General features: G+C 74.2%; 19 protein-coding genes and 1 pseudogene. 11 read left to right on the top strand and 9 right to left on the bottom strand.

Annotated features, from left to right (window positions below):
• The first annotated feature begins 22 nt into the window (after positions 1 to 22).
• Positions 23 to 1,030, top strand: coding sequence for a glutaminase A (gene glsA, locus CFP66_RS03305; protein WP_094920224.1), 1,008 nt, complete (start codon positions 23 to 25; stop codon positions 1,028 to 1,030).
• Positions 1,027 to 2,685, top strand: coding sequence for an MFS transporter (locus CFP66_RS03300; RefSeq protein ID WP_198961220.1), 1,659 nt, complete (start codon positions 1,027 to 1,029; stop codon positions 2,683 to 2,685). The genes glsA and CFP66_RS03300 overlap by 4 nt, the downstream gene beginning before the upstream one ends.
• A 20-nt stretch (positions 2,686 to 2,705) precedes the next feature.
• Here CFP66_RS03300 and CFP66_RS03295 read toward each other — a convergent pair whose 3' ends face one another.
• The 4 genes and pseudogenes from CFP66_RS03295 to CFP66_RS48975 all read right to left on the bottom strand — a co-directional run bounded on the left by CFP66_RS03295 (position 2,706) and on the right by CFP66_RS48975 (position 5,090).
• Complete coding sequence (locus CFP66_RS03295) at positions 2,706 to 3,917, bottom strand: amidohydrolase (protein WP_094920223.1); 1,212 nt, start codon at positions 3,915 to 3,917, stop codon at positions 2,706 to 2,708.
• Positions 3,918 to 3,969: 52 nt separating this feature from the next.
• Positions 3,970 to 4,668, bottom strand: coding sequence for a methyltransferase (locus tag CFP66_RS03290; protein ID WP_094920222.1), 699 nt, complete (start codon positions 4,666 to 4,668; stop codon positions 3,970 to 3,972).
• 69 nt (positions 4,669 to 4,737) lie between these two features.
• Positions 4,738 to 4,875 (bottom strand): annotated as a pseudogene (locus CFP66_RS48980) (DUF3140 domain-containing protein); the annotation flags it as partial.
• Positions 4,876 to 4,880: 5 nt separating this feature from the next.
• Positions 4,881 to 5,090 carry a DUF2945 domain-containing protein gene (locus CFP66_RS48975; protein ID WP_233159104.1) on the bottom strand — a complete coding sequence of 70 codons (210 nt, stop codon included), beginning with the start codon at positions 5,088 to 5,090 and terminating at the stop codon, positions 4,881 to 4,883.
• A gap of 74 nt (positions 5,091 to 5,164) precedes the next feature.
• On the opposite strand from CFP66_RS48975, the gene CFP66_RS03280 reads away from it, so the two are divergent.
• The 3 genes from CFP66_RS03280 to CFP66_RS03270 are packed head-to-tail and all read left to right on the top strand — an operon-like array spanning position 5,165 to position 6,881.
• Positions 5,165 to 5,755, top strand: a complete 591-nt coding sequence (locus CFP66_RS03280; protein ID WP_094920221.1) for a helix-turn-helix domain-containing protein — start codon at positions 5,165 to 5,167, stop codon at positions 5,753 to 5,755.
• Complete coding sequence (locus CFP66_RS03275) at positions 5,752 to 6,522, top strand: SRPBCC domain-containing protein (RefSeq protein WP_094920220.1); 771 nt, start codon at positions 5,752 to 5,754, stop codon at positions 6,520 to 6,522. The genes CFP66_RS03280 and CFP66_RS03275 overlap by 4 nt, the downstream gene beginning before the upstream one ends.
• Positions 6,519 to 6,881 (top strand): VOC family protein, encoded by a 363-nt coding sequence (locus CFP66_RS03270; protein WP_094920219.1) that lies wholly within the window; start codon positions 6,519 to 6,521, stop codon positions 6,879 to 6,881. Before CFP66_RS03275 ends, CFP66_RS03270 begins: the two co-directional genes overlap by 4 nt.
• Here CFP66_RS03270 and CFP66_RS03265 read toward each other — a convergent pair.
• Positions 6,874 to 7,686 (bottom strand): MBL fold metallo-hydrolase, encoded by an 813-nt coding sequence (locus CFP66_RS03265; RefSeq protein ID WP_094920218.1) that lies wholly within the window; start codon positions 7,684 to 7,686, stop codon positions 6,874 to 6,876. The two genes, CFP66_RS03270 and CFP66_RS03265, sit on opposite strands and share 8 nt — an antisense overlap.
• Positions 7,687 to 7,822: 136 nt before the next feature.
• Here CFP66_RS03265 and CFP66_RS03260 point away from each other — a divergent pair, with 136 nt between their 5' ends.
• The 3 genes from CFP66_RS03260 (at position 7,823) to CFP66_RS03250 (ending at position 10,005) form a co-directional block, all read left to right on the top strand.
• Positions 7,823 to 9,016, top strand: a complete 1,194-nt coding sequence (locus CFP66_RS03260; RefSeq protein WP_094920217.1) for a glycoside hydrolase family 10 protein — start codon at positions 7,823 to 7,825, stop codon at positions 9,014 to 9,016.
• A 34-nt stretch (positions 9,017 to 9,050) separates the two neighbouring features.
• On the top strand, positions 9,051 to 9,539 hold the full coding sequence (locus tag CFP66_RS03255) for a cupin domain-containing protein (RefSeq protein WP_094920216.1): 489 nt from the start codon (positions 9,051 to 9,053) through the stop codon (positions 9,537 to 9,539).
• A 67-nt stretch (positions 9,540 to 9,606) separates the two neighbouring features.
• Complete coding sequence (locus tag CFP66_RS03250) at positions 9,607 to 10,005, top strand: hypothetical protein (RefSeq protein WP_143517088.1); 399 nt, start codon at positions 9,607 to 9,609, stop codon at positions 10,003 to 10,005.
• Positions 10,006 to 10,067: 62 nt separating this feature from the next.
• Here CFP66_RS03250 and CFP66_RS03245 read toward each other — a convergent pair whose 3' ends face one another.
• On the bottom strand, positions 10,068 to 11,261 hold the full coding sequence (locus tag CFP66_RS03245; RefSeq protein WP_094920214.1) for a sensor histidine kinase: 1,194 nt from the start codon (positions 11,259 to 11,261) through the stop codon (positions 10,068 to 10,070).
• Positions 11,262 to 11,405: 144 nt separating this feature from the next.
• Between CFP66_RS03245 and CFP66_RS03240 the strand changes: the two genes are divergently transcribed.
• Positions 11,406 to 11,930, top strand: a complete 525-nt coding sequence (locus CFP66_RS03240; RefSeq protein ID WP_094920213.1) for a hypothetical protein — start codon at positions 11,406 to 11,408, stop codon at positions 11,928 to 11,930.
• Here CFP66_RS03240 and CFP66_RS03235 read toward each other — a convergent pair.
• From CFP66_RS03235 to CFP66_RS03225, 3 genes are all read right to left on the bottom strand, one after another.
• Positions 11,920 to 12,756, bottom strand: coding sequence for an MOSC domain-containing protein (locus CFP66_RS03235; RefSeq protein WP_094921465.1), 837 nt, complete (start codon positions 12,754 to 12,756; stop codon positions 11,920 to 11,922). The genes CFP66_RS03240 and CFP66_RS03235 overlap by 11 nt on opposite strands.
• 5 nt (positions 12,757 to 12,761) lie before the next feature.
• Positions 12,762 to 13,400: a class I SAM-dependent methyltransferase gene (locus CFP66_RS03230; protein WP_094920212.1), complete on the bottom strand. Its 639-nt coding sequence runs from the start codon at positions 13,398 to 13,400 to the stop codon at positions 12,762 to 12,764.
• 178 nt (positions 13,401 to 13,578) lie between these two features.
• A complete protein-coding gene (locus CFP66_RS03225; RefSeq protein ID WP_094920211.1) occupies positions 13,579 to 14,064 on the bottom strand; it encodes a MarR family winged helix-turn-helix transcriptional regulator in 486 nt (161 codons plus the stop codon).
• Positions 14,065 to 14,148: 84 nt separating this feature from the next.
• On the opposite strand from CFP66_RS03225, the gene CFP66_RS03220 reads away from it, so the two are divergent.
• The gene (locus CFP66_RS03220; RefSeq protein WP_094920210.1) at positions 14,149 to 15,360 is read left to right on the top strand and encodes an NAD(P)/FAD-dependent oxidoreductase; all 1,212 of its coding nucleotides are present in this window, start codon (positions 14,149 to 14,151) and stop codon (positions 15,358 to 15,360) included.
• Positions 15,361 to 15,394: 34 nt separating this feature from the next.
• Complete coding sequence (locus CFP66_RS03215; RefSeq protein WP_158228015.1) at positions 15,395 to 16,057, top strand: DUF1707 domain-containing protein; 663 nt, start codon at positions 15,395 to 15,397, stop codon at positions 16,055 to 16,057.
• Positions 16,058 to 16,132: the final 75 nt, after the last annotated feature.

The following is a 16,132-nucleotide window of genomic DNA, read 5'->3' as shown; positions in this document are numbered from 1 at the left end:
GCGGCGCCGAGGGGGACGGGAAATGGACCTGGACGTCGACGGCGTCGGGCAGGCCGTCGGCACCGGAGCGGTGCCGGCCGGGCCGAGGATCGACGACCTGCTGGTGCGGGCGCACGAGCACGCCGCCCGGCACCGGGAGGGCGCCGTGGCGGACTACATCCCGATCCTCGCCGACGCGGACCCCGAGGCGTTCGGGCTCTGCGTCGCCGACGTCGAGGGCGGGCTGCACGAGCGCGGCGACACACGTACGGCCTTCTCCATCCAGTCCATCTCGAAGGCGTTCGTGTACGCCCTGCTGAGCGAGGCGTTCGGCCACGAGCGCGTGCTGGAGGTCGTCGGTGTCAACAACACCGGTCTGGCGTTCGACTCCGTCGTCGCGATCGAGCTGAACGACGGGCACCCGATGAACCCGATGGTGAACGCGGGCGCGCTCGCGACGACGGCGCTCATGCCCGGCGACACCGCCCAGGAGCTGTGGGACGCCGTGCGCGACGGGCTGTCCCGCTTCGCGGGGCGGGCGCTCGAGGTCGACCACGAGGTGTACCGCTGTGAAGCAGCGACCAACCACCGCAACAGGGCGATCGCCCAGCTGCTGGAGAGCTACGGGCGCATCGAACGCGACCCGCTCGTGGTCGTCGACGTCTACACGCGCCAGTGCGCGCTCCGCGTCGACGCCCGCGACCTGGCGGTGATGGGCGCGACGCTCGCCGACGGCGGCGTCAACCCCGTCACCGGTGAGCGGGTCGTCTCGGCGGACGTCTGCCGGGACGCGCTCGCGGTCCTCGCCGCGAGCGGCCTGTACGAGCGGTCCGGCGAGTGGCTGTTCGAGATCGGACTCCCCGGTAAGTCCGGAGTGGCAGGAGGGCTGGTCACCGTGGCCCCCGGCAAGGCAGGCATCGGGGCCTACGCGCCCCGGCTGGACGCGGCCGGCAACAGCGTGCGCGGTCAGATCGCCACCGCCTACCTGTCGCGGGCCCTCGGGCTGAACGTCTTCGCCTCGGATCCGCACGTCCCCGGAGGGAAGCCATGACGGATGCCGCAGCGCCGGCCGGGGCCCGGGCGTCCTGGGTCCCGATGATCGGCCTGTTCCTCGCGCAGATCCTGATGTCCTACAACGTCGCTGCCCTGCCGGTGTCCATCAGCGGCATCGTGGACGACTTCGGCGTCCCGCCGACCGACGTCAGCACCGCGATCGTGACCTACGGCCTGGTGGTGGCCGCGCTCGTCATGGTCGGTGCGAAGATCGGGCAGCGCGTGGGCTGGGTGGTCGTCTTCCGCATCGTGGTGGTGGTGTTCGCGGCTTCCGCGCTGTGCATGATCCTGGCTCCGGGGGTGGGCTGGGTGATCGTCGCGCAGGGCCTGGCCGGCGCGTCCGCGGCCCTCATCGTGCCCTCGCTCGTCGCTCTCATCGCCGAGAACTACCGCGGTGCGCAGCAGGCCACCGCGATCGGCGCGCTCGGATCGGCCCGCGCTCTCGGCGGCGTGACCGCGTTCCTCGTCGGCGGCACGCTCGCCACCCTCGTCGGCTGGCGGCCGGTCTTCGTCGTGGTGCTCCTGCTCGCCGTCGCCGTGTTCGTCCTCAGCTTCCGGTTGCGTTCGGACCGGGGCAACGCGGAGATCTCGATCGACGTCGTGGCAGCCGTTCTGATCGGCGTCGCCGTCGTGCTACTGACCCTGGGCGTGAACAACCTCAACAGCTGGGGGGTGCTCCGCGCCGGCACGGGCGCGCCGTTCGGGGTGATGGGCCTGTCCCCGGCGCCGATCCTGATCGTGCTCGGCGTCGTGCTCGTGCAGCTGTTCTTCCTGTGGACCCGGCGCCGCACGGACGCCGGACAGGTGCCGCTGGTGAACCTGTCGGTGTTCGGTTCCTCGGGCGAGCGCGCCGCGGTCTACGCGATGTTCATCGTGGTCGCGCTGGAGGCTGCCCTGAACTTCACGGTGCCGCTCTACATCCAGATCGTCCAGGGCCGCACGCCGTTCGACACCTCGCTGGCCATGCTGCCGTTCAACCTCACGGTGTTCGTGACGGCGATGCTGGTGGTGCGTCTCTACGGCCGGTTCACCCCGCGCACGATCGGCATGGCCGGCTTCGGGCTCACCACCGTCGCGCTCGCGTGGTTGTCCGTGGTGGTGACGAACAACTGGGAGATCCTCCCGACGATCCTCGGCCTCTTCGTGTTCGGCGTCGGCCAGGGTGCGCTGGTCACGCTCGTGTTCAACGTCCTCGTGACGGCCTCGCCGAAGGAGCTCGCAGGCGACGTCGGGTCGGTCCGCGGCACCGTGCAGAACCTCGCCTCCGCCGTCGGCACCGCCGTCGCGGGCGCGCTGCTGGTGGGCATCCTCAGCGCGAACGTCGCCACGGCGGTGGCGCGCAACGTCGAGCTCCCACCGGAGCTCGTCGCGCAGGTCGACCTGGACAAGACGAACTTCGTCAGCAACGACCGGCTGCGGACCATCCTCGCCGGGACCGACGCGAGCCCTGCGCAGGTCGACGCCGCGGTCGCGCTCAACGAGGACGCGCGCCTGCGCGCGCTGCGCCTCGGGCTGCTCGTACTCGCCGCGATCAGCGCGCTCGCGATCGTCCCCGCGAACCGGCTCCCCGACTACCGGCCGGAGGAGCTGCCGGAATCGGTCGCGTCCGGCGCGACGGATGCCGCGGGAGCGACGACCACAGGGCGGACCTGACGCCCGCCCGTGCCACCGGGTCAGCCGGCGAGCCACTGCCGCGCGGCGGCGGTGAGCGCAGCCGCCCCGATCCGGAGGGTGGGTTCCGGCGCGGGCGCGTAGTGCGGCGAGTGGTTGGAGGGCAGCCCGGCCACGACCTGCATGGTCTCCTCGACCGTCGACGCGCCGGCGAACAGCGCGGGGTCGGCGCCCCCGAGCAACCAGAACACGAGGGGGGCCTCGGCGGCGGCCGCGAGGAGACCGACGTCCTCGCTGCCCGTGACCGGACCGGGGTCGAGGACCCGTCCGGGCCCGACGAGCTGCTCGAGGGCCTGCTGCGTCCGCCCGGCCGCTGCGGGGTCGTTCACGACGGCCGGTGCCGTCTCCAGGGTCTCGATCAGCGGTGGCTTCGGCGCGCCGGAGGCCTGCGCCTCGGCCCGCGCGATCCGCTCGATGGCGGCGAGCACGCGTTCCCGGACCGTGTCTTCGAAGGTGCGCACGCTGAGCAGCATCTCGGCACGGTCGGGCACGATGTTGGCCTTGGTGCCCGCGTGCAACGCCCCCACCGTCAGCACCGCCGTCTGGGTGCCGGCCACCTCCCGCGACACGATGCCCTGCCAGCGCTGCACGGTGCTCGCGGCCATGAGCACGGGATCGACGGTCGTCTCGGGGCGCGAGCCGTGTCCCCCCGCGCCGAACATCGTGACGCGCAGCGTGTCGGTGGCCGCGAACGCGGGCCCGCTGCGCAGACCGAGCACCCCGGCCGGGATCGGGGCGACGTGCTGGCCCAGCACGACGGTGGGGCGCGGGACCCGCTCGAAGAGACCGTCGTCGATCATCGCCTGGGCGCCGGAAGCGGTCTCCTCGGCGGGCTGGAAGACGACCACCACCGTGCCCTCCCAGCTGTCACGGGCCGCCGCGAGCTCGTGGGCGGCACCGAGGAGGCAGGTGACGTGGACATCGTGGCCGCAGGCGTGCATCACCTCGTCCACGACGCTGGAGTAGGGCAACCCGGTGGCCTCGGTGACCGGCAGCGCGTCCATGTCCGCGCGCAGCAGGACCACCGGCCCCGGGCCCGTGCGCAGCAGCCCGACGACGCCGGTACCGCCGACCCCGTCGATGACCTCGTACCCGCGCTCGCCCAACCAGGAGGAGGCGACCGCGGCCGTACGGGTCTCCGCCCCCGACAGCTCCGGGTGGGCGTGCAGGTCGCGGTAGGTGGCGCCCAGCTGCTCGACCAGCACGTCGTCCATCCGGCGACGGTAACGGCCCGGGGGAGGGCGGCGACTCGCCCGATGGGGTGGGTCAGCCGGACGCGGTGACGCGCGGCGGGCCCGTCAGCCGGTGCAGGTGCACCTCCGGCACCTGGGTGGGGGTGGTCTCGACCGACTGCCAGCCGGCTCGCGTGGCGGCCAGGAAGTCCCCGGTCAGCGGCCGGTCCGGGTCCGCGATCCAGACGACGCCGTCGGCGGTCAGGAGCCGGGGGAGCAGCGCGGTCAGCTCGTCGATGTTGCGCTGGCCGTAGAGGACGTCGGCGGCGAGCACGAGCCGGAACGGGCCCCGGGAGACCAGGGCGTCGGCGTCGTCCCATGAGCAGACGGCGGTCTCGATGCGGGCGCCGTTCTGCTCGGCGTTCACGGCGGCGAACGCGAGCGCGTCGGCCGAGCGGTCGGTGGCGAGCACCCGCGCCCCGGCGAGCGCGACCGCCACGGACGGCAACCCCAGCCCGCAGCCCAGCTCGAGCGCGGGAACGCCCTGCCAGTCCTGCCCGGACACCGCGCGCGCGAGCTCGACCCCGCTGGGCCACACCTCGGCCCAGTACGGCGGGTAGGACTGGTCGGCCGCCACGTCCTCCTCGTAGAGCAGCGCCGCCGCGTCGCGCGGGTGCACGTACCGGATCGGTCCGCCGGGCAGGTCGACGGACCCGGCCACGAGGTCCAGGCGCGGGTCGTCCGGCGGACGCTGCCGCGCGATCTCGGCCGGCGCCGGGTTCCGGTGCTCCATCGAGCCAGTCTGCCCTCTGCCCGCCCGGCGGGGCCGGCCGCCGCCGACCGATCGCGGTCGTCGTCGGACTCAGCCCTTGCAGGGGTCGTGGCCCCAGTTCATCAGCGAGTGGCGCCAGCGGGAGTCCTCGATCGACTCCTTCGTCGGCCGCTGGGCCAGGTGCCGGTGCACGTACCCGACGACCTTGCGCATGTGGGCGTGGTCGTCGCCGGTCACTTGTTCTTCAGCGCCGAGGGCTTGTGCACCGCCTCGCCGCCGCTCTTCTCGCTGCGCACCCGGTACTGCGGTTCGTCCTCGCTCGCGCGCACGGTGCGGCCGGCCGCCTCGGTGTCGGAGGTGATCTCCTCCTCCACCGTGCCCTCGGCGGTGCCGCCGTGCGAGGACCAGGTGACGTGGTCGCCCTTGCGGAACCGGTCGGTCATGCCGACGGCCTACCCGGCTCCGACGTGCACAAACGGCCCTTGACAACTTTTCTTGTCGGTGGGACGGTCTCTGCGTGCACGAGCTCAGCGTCATCGACGACCCGGCCGCCGCAGGGGTCTCGCTCGACCCGGTCCGGGCGCGGTTGCTCGCCGAGCTGGCCGAACCGGGATCGGCGAGCAGCCTCGCGCCGAAGGTCGGGCTCGCCCGGCAGAAGGTCAACTACCACCTGCGCACGCTCGAGCAGCACGGGCTGATCGAGCTGGTGGCGCAGCGCCGCAAGGGCAACATGACCGAACGGGTCATGCAGGCCACGGCCGCGAGCTACGTGATCTCGCCCGCGGCCCTCGGTGCCGTCGCCCCGGACCCCGGCCGGGCGCCGGACCGGCTCTCGGCCCGCTGGCTCATCGCCGTCGCGGCGCGCACCGTGCGGGAGGTGGGGGAGCTGCTCGCCGGCGCGACGTCGGCGGGCAAGCGGCTGGCGACGTTCGCCGTCGACGGCGAGGTGCGCTTCGCGTCGGCATCCGACCGGGCCGCGTTCGCCGACGAGCTCGCCCAGGCCGTCACCGCGCTGGTGGGCAAGTACCACGACGAGGGCGCCGAGGGTGGGCGCAGGCACCGCGTGGTCGTCGCGATCCACCCCGAGTCGAGGGGGGTCGACGCATGAGCGATCGGCGCCTGGAGAAGCACGTCGAGCTGGACGCCTCGCCCGAGCAGGTGTGGGAGGCCATCGCGACCGGCCCGGGCATCGCCGCGTGGTTCGTGCCGCACGCGGTGCAGCCGCGGGAGGGCGGCACCGTGGAGCAGGACTACGGCGGCGGGTTCACCACCCGCGGCCGGGTCACCGCCTGGGAGCCGGGGCACCGGTTCGCCTACGGCGCCTTCGACCAGCCCGACGACGGACGGCCGCAGTACGCGTACGAGTTCCTCGTCGAGGGCCGCGCCGGTGGCGGCACCGTCGTGAGGTTCGTGCAGAGCGGCTTCCTCGACGGTGCGGACTGGGACGACGAGTACGACAGCTTCGACGCCGGCTGGACCCTGTTCCTCGCCAACCTGCGCAGCTACCTGCGCCACTTCGCCGGCCTGCCCGTGGGCAACGTCGTGGCCATGGCATACACCGCGGGGAACGCGCGCGACATCTGGCCGGTGTTGCACCGCGCGCTCGGGCTGGCGGGGCATCCCACCGTCGGCGACACGGTCACCCTGGCCCCCGACGGGCCCGCCGCGGTCACCGGCGTGGTGGACGTCGCGAACGAGGAGTTCCTCGGCGTCCGCTCGGCGCACGGGCTGCACCGCATCGGCGCCGAGGGCGAGGCCGGCTGCGGTGTCAGTGCCTACCACTACGTCTACGGCCCGCCCGTGGACACCGACGCGCTGACCGCTGACTGGCAGCGCTGGCTCGAAACCCTGTTCCCGACCGGAGGAGCGTCATGAGCGTGGACTGGAAACCCGGGATGTTCGTGCACCTGGACCTGACGGTGCCCGACGCGCCCGCGGTGCGCGACTTCTACGCCGACGTGATCGGCTGGACGCCCGAGCCGCTGGGCGAGGACTGGATGATGCTGGCCGCCGACGGCACGCCGGCTGCCGGGATCTGCCACGCCCGCGGGGAGAACGCGGACCTGCCGCCGCAGTGGCTGGCCTACGTCGCCGTGGAGGACCTGGACGCGAGCCTGGCCGCGGTCCGCAACCGCGGCGGCGAGGTGGTCGCGGGCCCGAAGGGGGAGGGCACGGGCGCCTACGCGGTGGTCCGCGACCCGGCGGGCGCGGTGCTCGCGCTGATCCTCAGGTGAGGTGGTCGTAGTCGCCCCGCACCCATGCCGTGTAGCGGTCGGCGGAGCGGCGGACGGCCGCGCGGGCGTCGGTGGCGATGCTGTTGCCGAAGTTGTCGTAGATCCGGTCGAACGAGAACTGCTCCACGGCCTTCGCGATCCGCTGCGCCACCGCGGCCGAGAGCGGGATCCGGTTCGGGTAGCTGCGCATGAAGGTGACGGTGGCGCGGTCCGGGTTGGTCGGGACCGTGTCGCCGCTGAGCAGGACGCCCCGCCCCTGCGCCCCGGCAGCCCAGTGCGCCACCGCGCTGCCCGGGAAGTGCCCGCCGAGCTGGGCGAGCGTGACGCCGGGCAGCAGGTCGAGGGTGCCGCTCCACGGCCGGATCACCGGATCCGGTCGGGCCACCCACGCCATGTCGGCCTCGGCGACGAGCACCGGGACCCCGCCGAGCAGCCGGCTCCACTCGACCTGCACGCCGAAGTGGTGCGGGTGGCTCGCCACGATCGCGGCGACCTCGCCCAGCTCGCGCACCCGGCGCGCGGCGTCCTCGTCGACGTGGCCCACGACGTCCCAGAGCAGGTTCCCGGCCGGCGTGCGCACGAGGTGCGAGCGCTGCCCGATGCCGAACTTGGGTTCGACGGTGATGCCGAACAGGTCCGGCTCGACCTCGCGCACCTGCACCCGGTGCCCGGCCGCGGCCAGCTCCTCGGCGGTGGTCCACTGCTGCCCGTCGGCCGGCACCCACTGCCGCTCGTCGAAGCAGATGGCGCAGCGCTCGGCGTCCGAGTCGTGCTCGACGGCGCAGGTCCGGCAGATCTTCCACACAGGCTCGTCCTCCAGCGGCGTCGGTGTCCCCGCACAACGTCACGCAGCCCGCCGGGCCCGTCAAGACGGCTGAAGATCTGCACTATCGGGCGTCGGTGGCGGTGCGCGGCACCACTCACACCCGATACTGGCGATCATGCGGGCTCAGCTGCTGCGATGGGGTGTCGCCCTGGTCACGTCGGCCCTCGCCGTCGCGGGTGTGCCGCCCGCCGCCGAGGCCGGGTCCACGTGCGGTGCAGGCGGCGTGCGCGCCGTGTGGATCTCCACGGTCGAGAACATCGACTGGCCGAGCCGCCCCGGGCTGCCGGTGCAGCAACAGCAGCGGGAGTACCGCGACATCCTCGACGACGCGCAGGAGCTGGGCATCAACACCGTGATGGTGCAGGTGCGGCCCACGGCCGACGCGCTGTGGCCCTCGCCGTACGAGCCGTGGTCGCACTGGCTCACCGGCGAGCAGGGGACGGACCCCGGCTACGACCCGCTCGAGTTCCTCGTCGAGGAGACGCACGGGCGCGGGATGTCGTTCCACGCGTGGTTCAACCCGTTCCGGGTGAGCAAGCAGGCAGACCCGGCGCAGCTCGTGCCCGAACACCCGGCCCGGCAGCACCCCGACTGGGTGTTCGGCTACGGCGGGCAGCTCTACTACGACCCGGGGGTGCCGGAGGTCCGCAAGTTCGTCGCCGACGTGGTGCTGGACGCGGCCGAGCGCTACGACGTCGACGCCGTGCACTTCGACGACTACTTCTACCCCTACCCCGCGGACGGGGCGCCGATCCCCGACGCGGAGACGTTCGCCGCGCACGGCAGCGGCGACGTCGGCGACTGGCGGCGGGACAACGTGAACCGGTTCGTGCAGGACGTGTCCGAGCGCCTGGACGCGCTCGACCGCGACGTCGCGTTCGGCATCAGCCCCTTCGGCATCTGGCGCAACCGGTCCGAGGACCCGGGCGGGTCGCCGACCAGCGGCCTGCAGTCCTACGACGCGAACTTCGCCGACAGCGCGAGGTGGGTCCGGGAGGGGTGGGTCGACTACGTCGTCCCGCAGGTCTACTGGGAGATCGGGCACCCGACCGCCGACTACGCGGCGCTCGTGCCCTGGTGGGCCGACCTCGTGTCGGGCACCGATGTCGCCCTCTACATCGGCCAGGCGGCCTACAAGACCGGCACCACGCCGGCATGGGACGACGCCGAGCTCACCGAGCACCTGACGTTCAACGAGGCGCACCCCGGCGTCGGCGGCGACGTCTACTTCAGCGCGCGGTCGCTGACCTCGAACGCCGCCGCCGCGATGCAGCGGGTGGCGCGGGAGCACTACGGGTGCCGCCCGTAGCATCGCCGCAGGTGCCGGCACGGCTGGGGGGCTGATGACGACCGACGGGTGGGACGGGCGGCGACCGTTCGTCCTCGAAGCGCACGAAGGTGAACCCGGGCTCGTGCCCGAGGGAAGCGAGATGCTGGTCAAGGCCAGCCGGGAGAGCACCGGCGGGCTCTTCGGCCTCATCGTGGGCGTCGACAGCGCGGGGTTCGCCACGATCACCCACCGGCACGACGTGGCCGAGGCGTGGTACGTGCTGGAGGGCAGCTACCGGTACTACGTCGACGGTCAGTGGTTCACCGCCGGAGCGGGTGCCTTCGTGTTCGTCCCGCCGGGCGCCGCACACGGCATGCGCTGCGTCTCCGACGGCGGTCGCAAGATCACCTTGTTCGTGCCGGGTGGCACCGAGGGCTTCTTCCGCGACGTCCACGCCGCGCACCAGGCCGGCACGCTGGGGCCCGACCCGGTACGGGAGCTGGGGGAGCGTTACGGCCTGGAGGGGCTCGGGCCGCTCCCGCCCGAGGACGGGGCGCGCTGACGGCATCGCGAGGTGCTGCGCGCGGACCACTAAGCTCGCCCGATCCCGTCACGATGAGGTGAGCGCGATGCCGAGCCACCCGGCCGACCGGCCCGAACGCGTGCTCGCCGACCTGCTCGGCCTGCTCGCCGTCGCCGACCAGGCGCTGCTGCTGCAGCAGCGAACCGAGGCCGCGGTGCAGGACCGCGCCGAGGACGGCGCGCGGATCGCGGACGAGTACCGCCGGTTGTGGCGGTGGTCGCTCGACTTCGCGCCGTACGCGGGGGAGGGCTCGCTCGAGCGGCGGCTCTCGGACCTGGTCCTGGGGCACCACCGGCTGCTGCGGGCCTCCGCGAGGGCCCCGCTCCCGCGCCACCCGACGCGGGCCGCGGCGGCAGGCGAGCTGTGCCGGCAGGCCACGGCATTGCGGTCGGTGCGCGACGAGCTGGACCTCTGGATCAACGCGCTCACCCCCACGGGGCGCTGACCTGCGGTCGGGCCGCGCCGGGGCAGACCGATCATCGCTACTCGATCGACGCGAGCCGCACATCACGGTCGCGGATCCGCGCTGGTGTGCGGCTCGGATCGGTTCCGGGCCGCCGCAGCGGGCAGCCGGGCGTGCACGCGGAAGCCGCCGTCCGGGCGCGGGCCCGCGTCGAGCGTGCCGCCCAGCGCCGCAGCGCGCTCCCGCATCCCGGGCAGCCCGTTGCGGCCGGACGCCTCGGCCGGGACGGGAGCCCCGAGCCCGTCGTCCTCGACCCGCACCTCCAGGTCGTCGCCGCCGTAGTGCAGCGCCACGCGGGAGCGCGCCGGGCCGGCGTGGCGGCGGGTGTTGGTGAGCGACTCCTGCACGATCCGGTACGCGGCCTGGTCGACGCTCGGGGGCAGCTCCCTCCGCTCGCCGACCACCTCCAGCTCCACGGGCAGGCCGGCGGCCCGGTTCTCCGCGAGCAGGTCCTCCAGCCGGGCGAGCCCGGCCACCGGTGTGCGCGGCGGGCCCTCGTCCACACCGCGCAGGACGCCCAGCGTGGCCCGCATCTCGCGCAGCAGCTCCCCGCTGGACTGCTTGATCGCGGCGAGCGCGGACCGCACCTGCTCGGGGTCGTCGTCCATCAGGTGCAGCGCGACCCCGGCCTGCACGTTGATCAGGCTGACGTGGTGCCCGAGGGAGTCGTGCAGGTCGCGGGCGATGCGCAGCCGCTCCTCGCTGCCCCGCCTGCGCTCGGTCTCCTCCTGGGCCAGCTGCTCCTGCGCGAGGCGCTCGCGCCGGGCGCGCCACCACTCGCACAGCGCGATCACGACGGCCAGCGACGAGAGCCAGCCGCCCGCGCCGAACAGCGGCAACGGCTGGTCGGGGAAGCGGATCAGGTGCATCACCAGCAGGGCGACGAACGCCACGGCCGTGACGGTGTAGGCACCCCTGCGGTGCCCGGCGACGACGGCGCTGCACAACGCCACGAGCGACGCCAGGAACACCGGCCCGTACGGGTAGCCCAGACCGAGGTAGAGCCCGGCGGCGGCCGCGGCCACGGCGAGCACCTCGGTGGGGTGGCGGCGGCGCAGGACGAGCGCCGCGGCACCGGTGAGCAGCAGCGCGATGCCCAGCGCGTCCAGCGGGTGTGCGAAGGGCTGGCCGCGAGCGGCCCCGAACGTCCCGACCACGGAGAGAGCCCCGACGGCGAGCGGCAGCACCACGGTGGGGAGCGGCCCGGCCCACCAGCCGCGACGTGCCGCGGTGCGCATGCGCTCACCGTAGGACAGCTACGCCGCCCGGGGTACCGACCGTGGCGGCGCTACCCCGGTGAGCGCAGCGGCACCTCCGTCCCCGCTGGGACGCGCGGCGCGCCGCACACCGCCACGATGGGATCGCCGCCACGAGGAGGAACCATGGCGACGCAGGTCCTGCCGTCCGGGACGTGGCGGATGCGCCCGCGGACCCGCAAGGGAGTGCTGGTCGCGCACATCGTGGCGGCGGGCGCCTGGATCGGCCTCGACGTGATGCTGGCGGTACTCGTCTTCACCCCGATGCTCACCTCCGACGTGGCGCTGGCCGCCCTCTGCTACCAGGTGCTGCCCCTGCTGACCTGGCCGATCCTGATCAGCGGGCTCGCGTGCCTCGCCACCGGCGTCGTCCTCGGGATCGGGACCCACCACGGCCTCGTGCGGTACTGGTGGGTGGTGGCCAAGCTGGTCCTCAACGTCGTGCTGACGCTCCTGGTCCTCCTGCTGCTGCGCCCCGGGCTGGACGAGGCCGCGCAGGCGGGCCGCCTGCTCGCGGGCGACGGCGCCGCGCCGGACCCGGGCAACCTGGTGTTCCCGCCGATCGTGTCCGGGGTATCGCTGGTGGTGGCCACCGTGCTGGCCGTCTACAAGCCGTGGGGGCGGGTCCGGCGCGGCGGGGCTACGCGGTGACCGGCGCGCACGCCCACCGGTCCACGCGCACCTCGTCGCCCACGGCGAGCCGCCCGGTGCGGCGCACCGCGAACTTCGCGCCGAACGCGACGCCCGCGTCCGTCACGCGCCGGTAGTCCGCCAGCGTCCGCAGCGGTTCGGGGCCGACGCGCTCGCCGGTCCGCTGGTCGACCAGAGTGACCGCGCACCGGACGGCGAGCTTCGCGAACCCGAGAGCGACCCCGTCGCCGCCGATGCCGGCGTCGCGGGCCTGGTCCTCGACGTGCGGCTCGGCCCAGCCGTCCACCACGATGTTGGGCCGGAACCGCGCCACCGGCACGGGCGCCGCGCCGCGCTCGCGGATCCGCCGGTTCAACTCGTCGAGCGAGGCGCGGCTCGTGACGAGCAGGGCGCCGCTGTCCGCGAACCCGCACGTCCCGGGCGTCTCGCCGGCGGTCACGCGGTCGTGCTCCGGTGGCACCCGCACCAGCCGGCTCGCCGTGCCCAGCACGGCGGAGAGCCACTCGGCGACGGCGTCGCCCTGGTCGATGCCCTGGAACGGGCGGCCGAACAGCTCGACCGGCCGCCGCGGCGCGTGCACGTCCACGGGGATCCGCAGGACGTCCGCGCCTGCGGCGCGCAGCACCAGCGCCCGCCCGTCGTCCGCGACCTCGGGACGGATCGCCGCGAGCAGCGGATCCCGACGCTGGCTGCGGAAGACGCCCTGCTCGTCGGTGACCATGAAGGACCGGTCGTGGGCGATGCCTGCGGGTGTGAGCCGCGCGGTGGCGAGCGCCGTGCCGGCGCAGCCCTTGATCGGGTACGTGTGCAACCCGACGACGCGCACGCCGCTCACCACGGTGCGTCCGCCCAGACCAGGAACGACCGGCGGGGTCGCTCCACCGACACCGGCGCGGTGGTGCGCACCGCCACCGGGACGAGGCCCGCGGCGCGGGCGATGCGTTCGGCGCCGGCCTCGTCGGCGGGCAGGGTGAGGTCGGTGGGCAGCGTCGCCCGGAACTCGGGGGAGGGCCGGAAGTCCGCGGCCACCGGGATGCTGAACGCGGCCCGTCCGCCCGGGCGCAGGACACGGCGCCACTCGGGTGGCGCCGTGGCGCCGATCAGGTGCAGCGCGGAGGCGCAGAGCACCACATCGGCCGCGTGGTCGGGCAGTTCGAGCGGCACCGCGGGGGCGTCCCGCCACTCGATCCGGCCGTCCGGGTCGGCCGTGGGAGCTTTCGCCGCGGCGCGTTCGAGCATGCGTGCCGAGACGTCGACCGCCACGACGCGCTGCGGGTCGAGCGCGTGCAGCGCGGCGAAGGCGGCGAACCCGGTTCCGGTGGCGACGTCGACGACCAGGCGGGGGCGGGTCGTCGCGTGCAACCCGGCGACCAGCTCCCGGGCGATGTCCAGGTGGTGCGGGTCGTCGTCGTAGGTGCCGGCGGCGGCATCGAACCGGCTGGCATCGAACCGGGTGGCGGGCGAGGTCACCCCACGATCCTAGGAGCGGGCGCCGGTGCGGTCCCGGAATTCGCCGGAGCCGGAACTGTCGGACCGCTGTGGTGTGCTCGTCGGCGGAGGTGGTGGAGGTGTCGTTCGTGCACGGGCATCCGCGTCGCGAGGGCTGGGTCGTCGCCCACGTGCGCAAGCCCCGCCGTCCCGAGCTCGGTCAGCTGCCGCTGCTGCTCGTCGTGCCGCCGCCGCGCCCGCCGGCCGAGGAGGGTGGTGCGGAGGCCGGGTCCGTCAGCTCCGCGAGGAAGTCCGCGATCACCCGAAGCTGATCCGGGTCGCGGGCGCGCAGCACGGCGTCGAGGTGCTCGCCGTGCTGCCGGTAGTGCTCGGCCAAGGGGGCCACCGCCTCGGCCACGGGGGTCACCAGCACCTTCCGCCGGTCCGCGGTGTCGCGTTCGCGGCGCACGTAGCCGCCGCGTTCCAGCCGGTCGATCACGCCGGTCACGGTGCCGGTGGTGAGGCCGGTCGTTTCCGCGAGCCGTCCCGGCGTCAGGGGGCCGTGCAGGTTCAGCAGCGAGAGCACCTGGGAGTCGCTGGCGGCCAGGCCGACGCGCTGGGACACCTGCTGGTTGTGCAGCACCACGCCGGCGATGAAGCGCAGGACCGAGCGCTGGATCGTCGTCCGCAGGTCGTCGCCGGGCATTCCGCCCCCTCCGTTGACATTCTCTCGACTCACCAAGATACTCGAGCAGACGAGATACTTGGTCACGCGAGAAGAGGATAGGTCATGCGCACAGCGATGGTGGTCGGTGCGGGCGTCGCGGGGCCGGTGGCGGCGATCGCCCTGCAGCGGGCGGGTTTCGCCCCCACCGTGTTCGAAGCGCGCGAGGGCGCGGCCGACGAGCTCGGCGCGTTCCTGACGTTGCAGGTCAACGGGATCGACGCGCTGCGCGCCCTCGGCGTCGGACACCTCGTCACCGGCCTCGGCTTCCCCACCCCGCGCATGCGCTTCCGCAGCGGGAGCGGCAAGGCCCTCGGCGAGGTGAGCACCGGCGCGCCGCTGCCGGACGGCACGATCGGCGTCACGCTGCGCCGCAGCGACCTCTACCGCGCACTGCGCGACGAGGCCCGCAAGCTCGGCATCCCGATCGAGCACGGACGCCGCTTCGCGGATGCGCGACCGCAGGCGGGCGGGGTGCGCGCCGAGTTCACCGACGGCTCCACGGCCAGCGCCGACGTCCTGGTCGGGGCCGACGGCATCCGCTCCCGCGTGCGGCACGTCATCGACCCGTCCGCGGCCCCGGCCCGATACGTGCCGGTGCTCAACATCGGGGGGTACGCGCCGCCGCAGGAGACCGGGGCCGTCCCGGGGGAGTACGAGATGGTGTTCGACAAGCGCGCGTTCTTCGGGTACGCGGTGGCGCCCGACGGGGGCGTCTGGTGGTTCGCCAACCCGCCGCAGTGCACGGAGCCGGCACCCGGCGAGCTGGCCGCCCTGACCACCGAGCACTGGCGGGACCGGTTGCGGGCGCTGTTCGCCGGCGACCGCACCCCGGCGTGCGCGATCATCGACTCCACGCCGGGTGAGCTGGTGGGGTGGGCCACCCACGACCTGCCGTCGGTGCGGCGCTGGCACCGCGACCGGATGATCGTGATCGGCGACGCCGCGCACGCCACCTCGCCGGCGTCGGGTCAGGGCGCGTCGATGGCGATCGAGGACGCGGTCGAGCTGGGCCGGTGCCTGCGCGACCTCCCGGAGCCGGCCGCCGCGTTCGCCGCCTACGAGCGGCTGCGCCGCGCGCGCGTGGAACAGGTGGTGGCGAGCGGGGCGCGGTCGAGCAGCAGCAAGGCGGCCGGGCCGGTGGGCCGGGTCCTGCGCGACGCGTTCCTGCCGATCGTCCTGCGGCGCCAGGGCGCCGCGGTCGCCGCCTGGCTGCACGGGCACCACATCGACTGGGACACCCCCGTGACCACCTCGGTACCCGCCGGGCACGGGTGACCGCCTCGGCCCGGTGGTGCTGCACTATGGGTGCGTGGACGAACCTCGGCCCGGGCTGCGCATCGGCGACCGTGAACGCCGCGCCACCGACGCGCACCTGCAGCAGGCGCACGGCGACGGCGTGCTCACCCTCACCGAGTACGACGAGCGCGCCGCGCAGTGCTGGGCGGCCCGCACCCAGAAGGAGCTCGACGCGCTGGTCGAGGACCTCCCCCCGTACCGGCCGGCGCCGGACGAGGCGCCCACCGTCGCGGTGCCCGAACCCACTCCCGACGAGGGCGAGCGCAAGAGCCTCGCGCAGCGGCTCACCAGCGGCGCGATCGGCGTGGCCGTCGCCGGCGTGGCGCTGTTCCTCGGGGGGCAGGTGCTCATGGCCGACGACGCCACGGCGGTGATGGGCAGCCGGGAGGTCAGCGTCGGGCCCGAGCAGACCCAGGTCGAGGTGGGTGCGCTGTTCGGCAGCGTCAAGGTCGTGGTGCCCGAGGGCGTGCGGGCGAGCCTCAGCGGGCCCGTGGTGTTCGGCAGCAGCGAGTGCGGGCAGGCCTGCGCCGGCCCGGGGCGCGAGGTCGTCGTGGACGCCACGGCGCTGTTCGGCAGCGTCGACGTGGTGCGCCCGGGGGAGCTCACCGCCGATGAGATCGAGGACGCCGCGGAAGACGCGGAGGAAGCGGCCGAGGACGCGGCGGAGGACGACTGACCGGGGCCCTCACCCCCGCACGTTGGAGCCATACTGCTGATCTCAGGCCCGCTGCGCAGCAGTAGGGCTCCAAGG

Source organism: Pseudonocardia sp. MH-G8 (assembly GCF_002262885.1).
Classification (GTDB): Bacteria; Actinomycetota; Actinomycetes; order Mycobacteriales; family Pseudonocardiaceae; genus Pseudonocardia.
The sequence above is the reverse complement of the archived record's forward strand: the minus strand, read 5'-3'. Positions and strand labels throughout refer to the sequence as shown.

Coding starts and splice junctions, on each gene's coding strand:
- glsA (WP_094920224.1), top strand. CDS start 23: ATGGACCTGGACGTCGACGGCGTCGGGCAGGCCGTCGGCACCGGAGCG.
- CFP66_RS03300 (WP_198961220.1), top strand. CDS start 1,027: ATGACGGATGCCGCAGCGCCGGCCGGGGCCCGGGCGTCCTGGGTCCCG.
- CFP66_RS03295 (WP_094920223.1), bottom strand. CDS start 3,917: ATGGACGACGTGCTGGTCGAGCAGCTGGGCGCCACCTACCGCGACCTG.
- CFP66_RS03290 (WP_094920222.1), bottom strand. CDS start 4,668: ATGGAGCACCGGAACCCGGCGCCGGCCGAGATCGCGCGGCAGCGTCCG.
- CFP66_RS48975 (WP_233159104.1), bottom strand. CDS start 5,090: ATGACCGACCGGTTCCGCAAGGGCGACCACGTCACCTGGTCCTCGCAC.
- CFP66_RS03275 (WP_094920220.1), top strand. CDS start 5,752: ATGAGCGATCGGCGCCTGGAGAAGCACGTCGAGCTGGACGCCTCGCCC.
- CFP66_RS03270 (WP_094920219.1), top strand. CDS start 6,519: ATGAGCGTGGACTGGAAACCCGGGATGTTCGTGCACCTGGACCTGACG.
- CFP66_RS03260 (WP_094920217.1), top strand. CDS start 7,823: ATGCGGGCTCAGCTGCTGCGATGGGGTGTCGCCCTGGTCACGTCGGCC.
- CFP66_RS03255 (WP_094920216.1), top strand. CDS start 9,051: ATGACGACCGACGGGTGGGACGGGCGGCGACCGTTCGTCCTCGAAGCG.
- CFP66_RS03250 (WP_143517088.1), top strand. CDS start 9,607: ATGCCGAGCCACCCGGCCGACCGGCCCGAACGCGTGCTCGCCGACCTG.
- CFP66_RS03245 (WP_094920214.1), bottom strand. CDS start 11,261: ATGCGCACCGCGGCACGTCGCGGCTGGTGGGCCGGGCCGCTCCCCACC.
- CFP66_RS03240 (WP_094920213.1), top strand. CDS start 11,406: ATGGCGACGCAGGTCCTGCCGTCCGGGACGTGGCGGATGCGCCCGCGG.
- CFP66_RS03225 (WP_094920211.1), bottom strand. CDS start 14,064: ATGCCCGGCGACGACCTGCGGACGACGATCCAGCGCTCGGTCCTGCGC.
- CFP66_RS03220 (WP_094920210.1), top strand. CDS start 14,149: ATGCGCACAGCGATGGTGGTCGGTGCGGGCGTCGCGGGGCCGGTGGCG.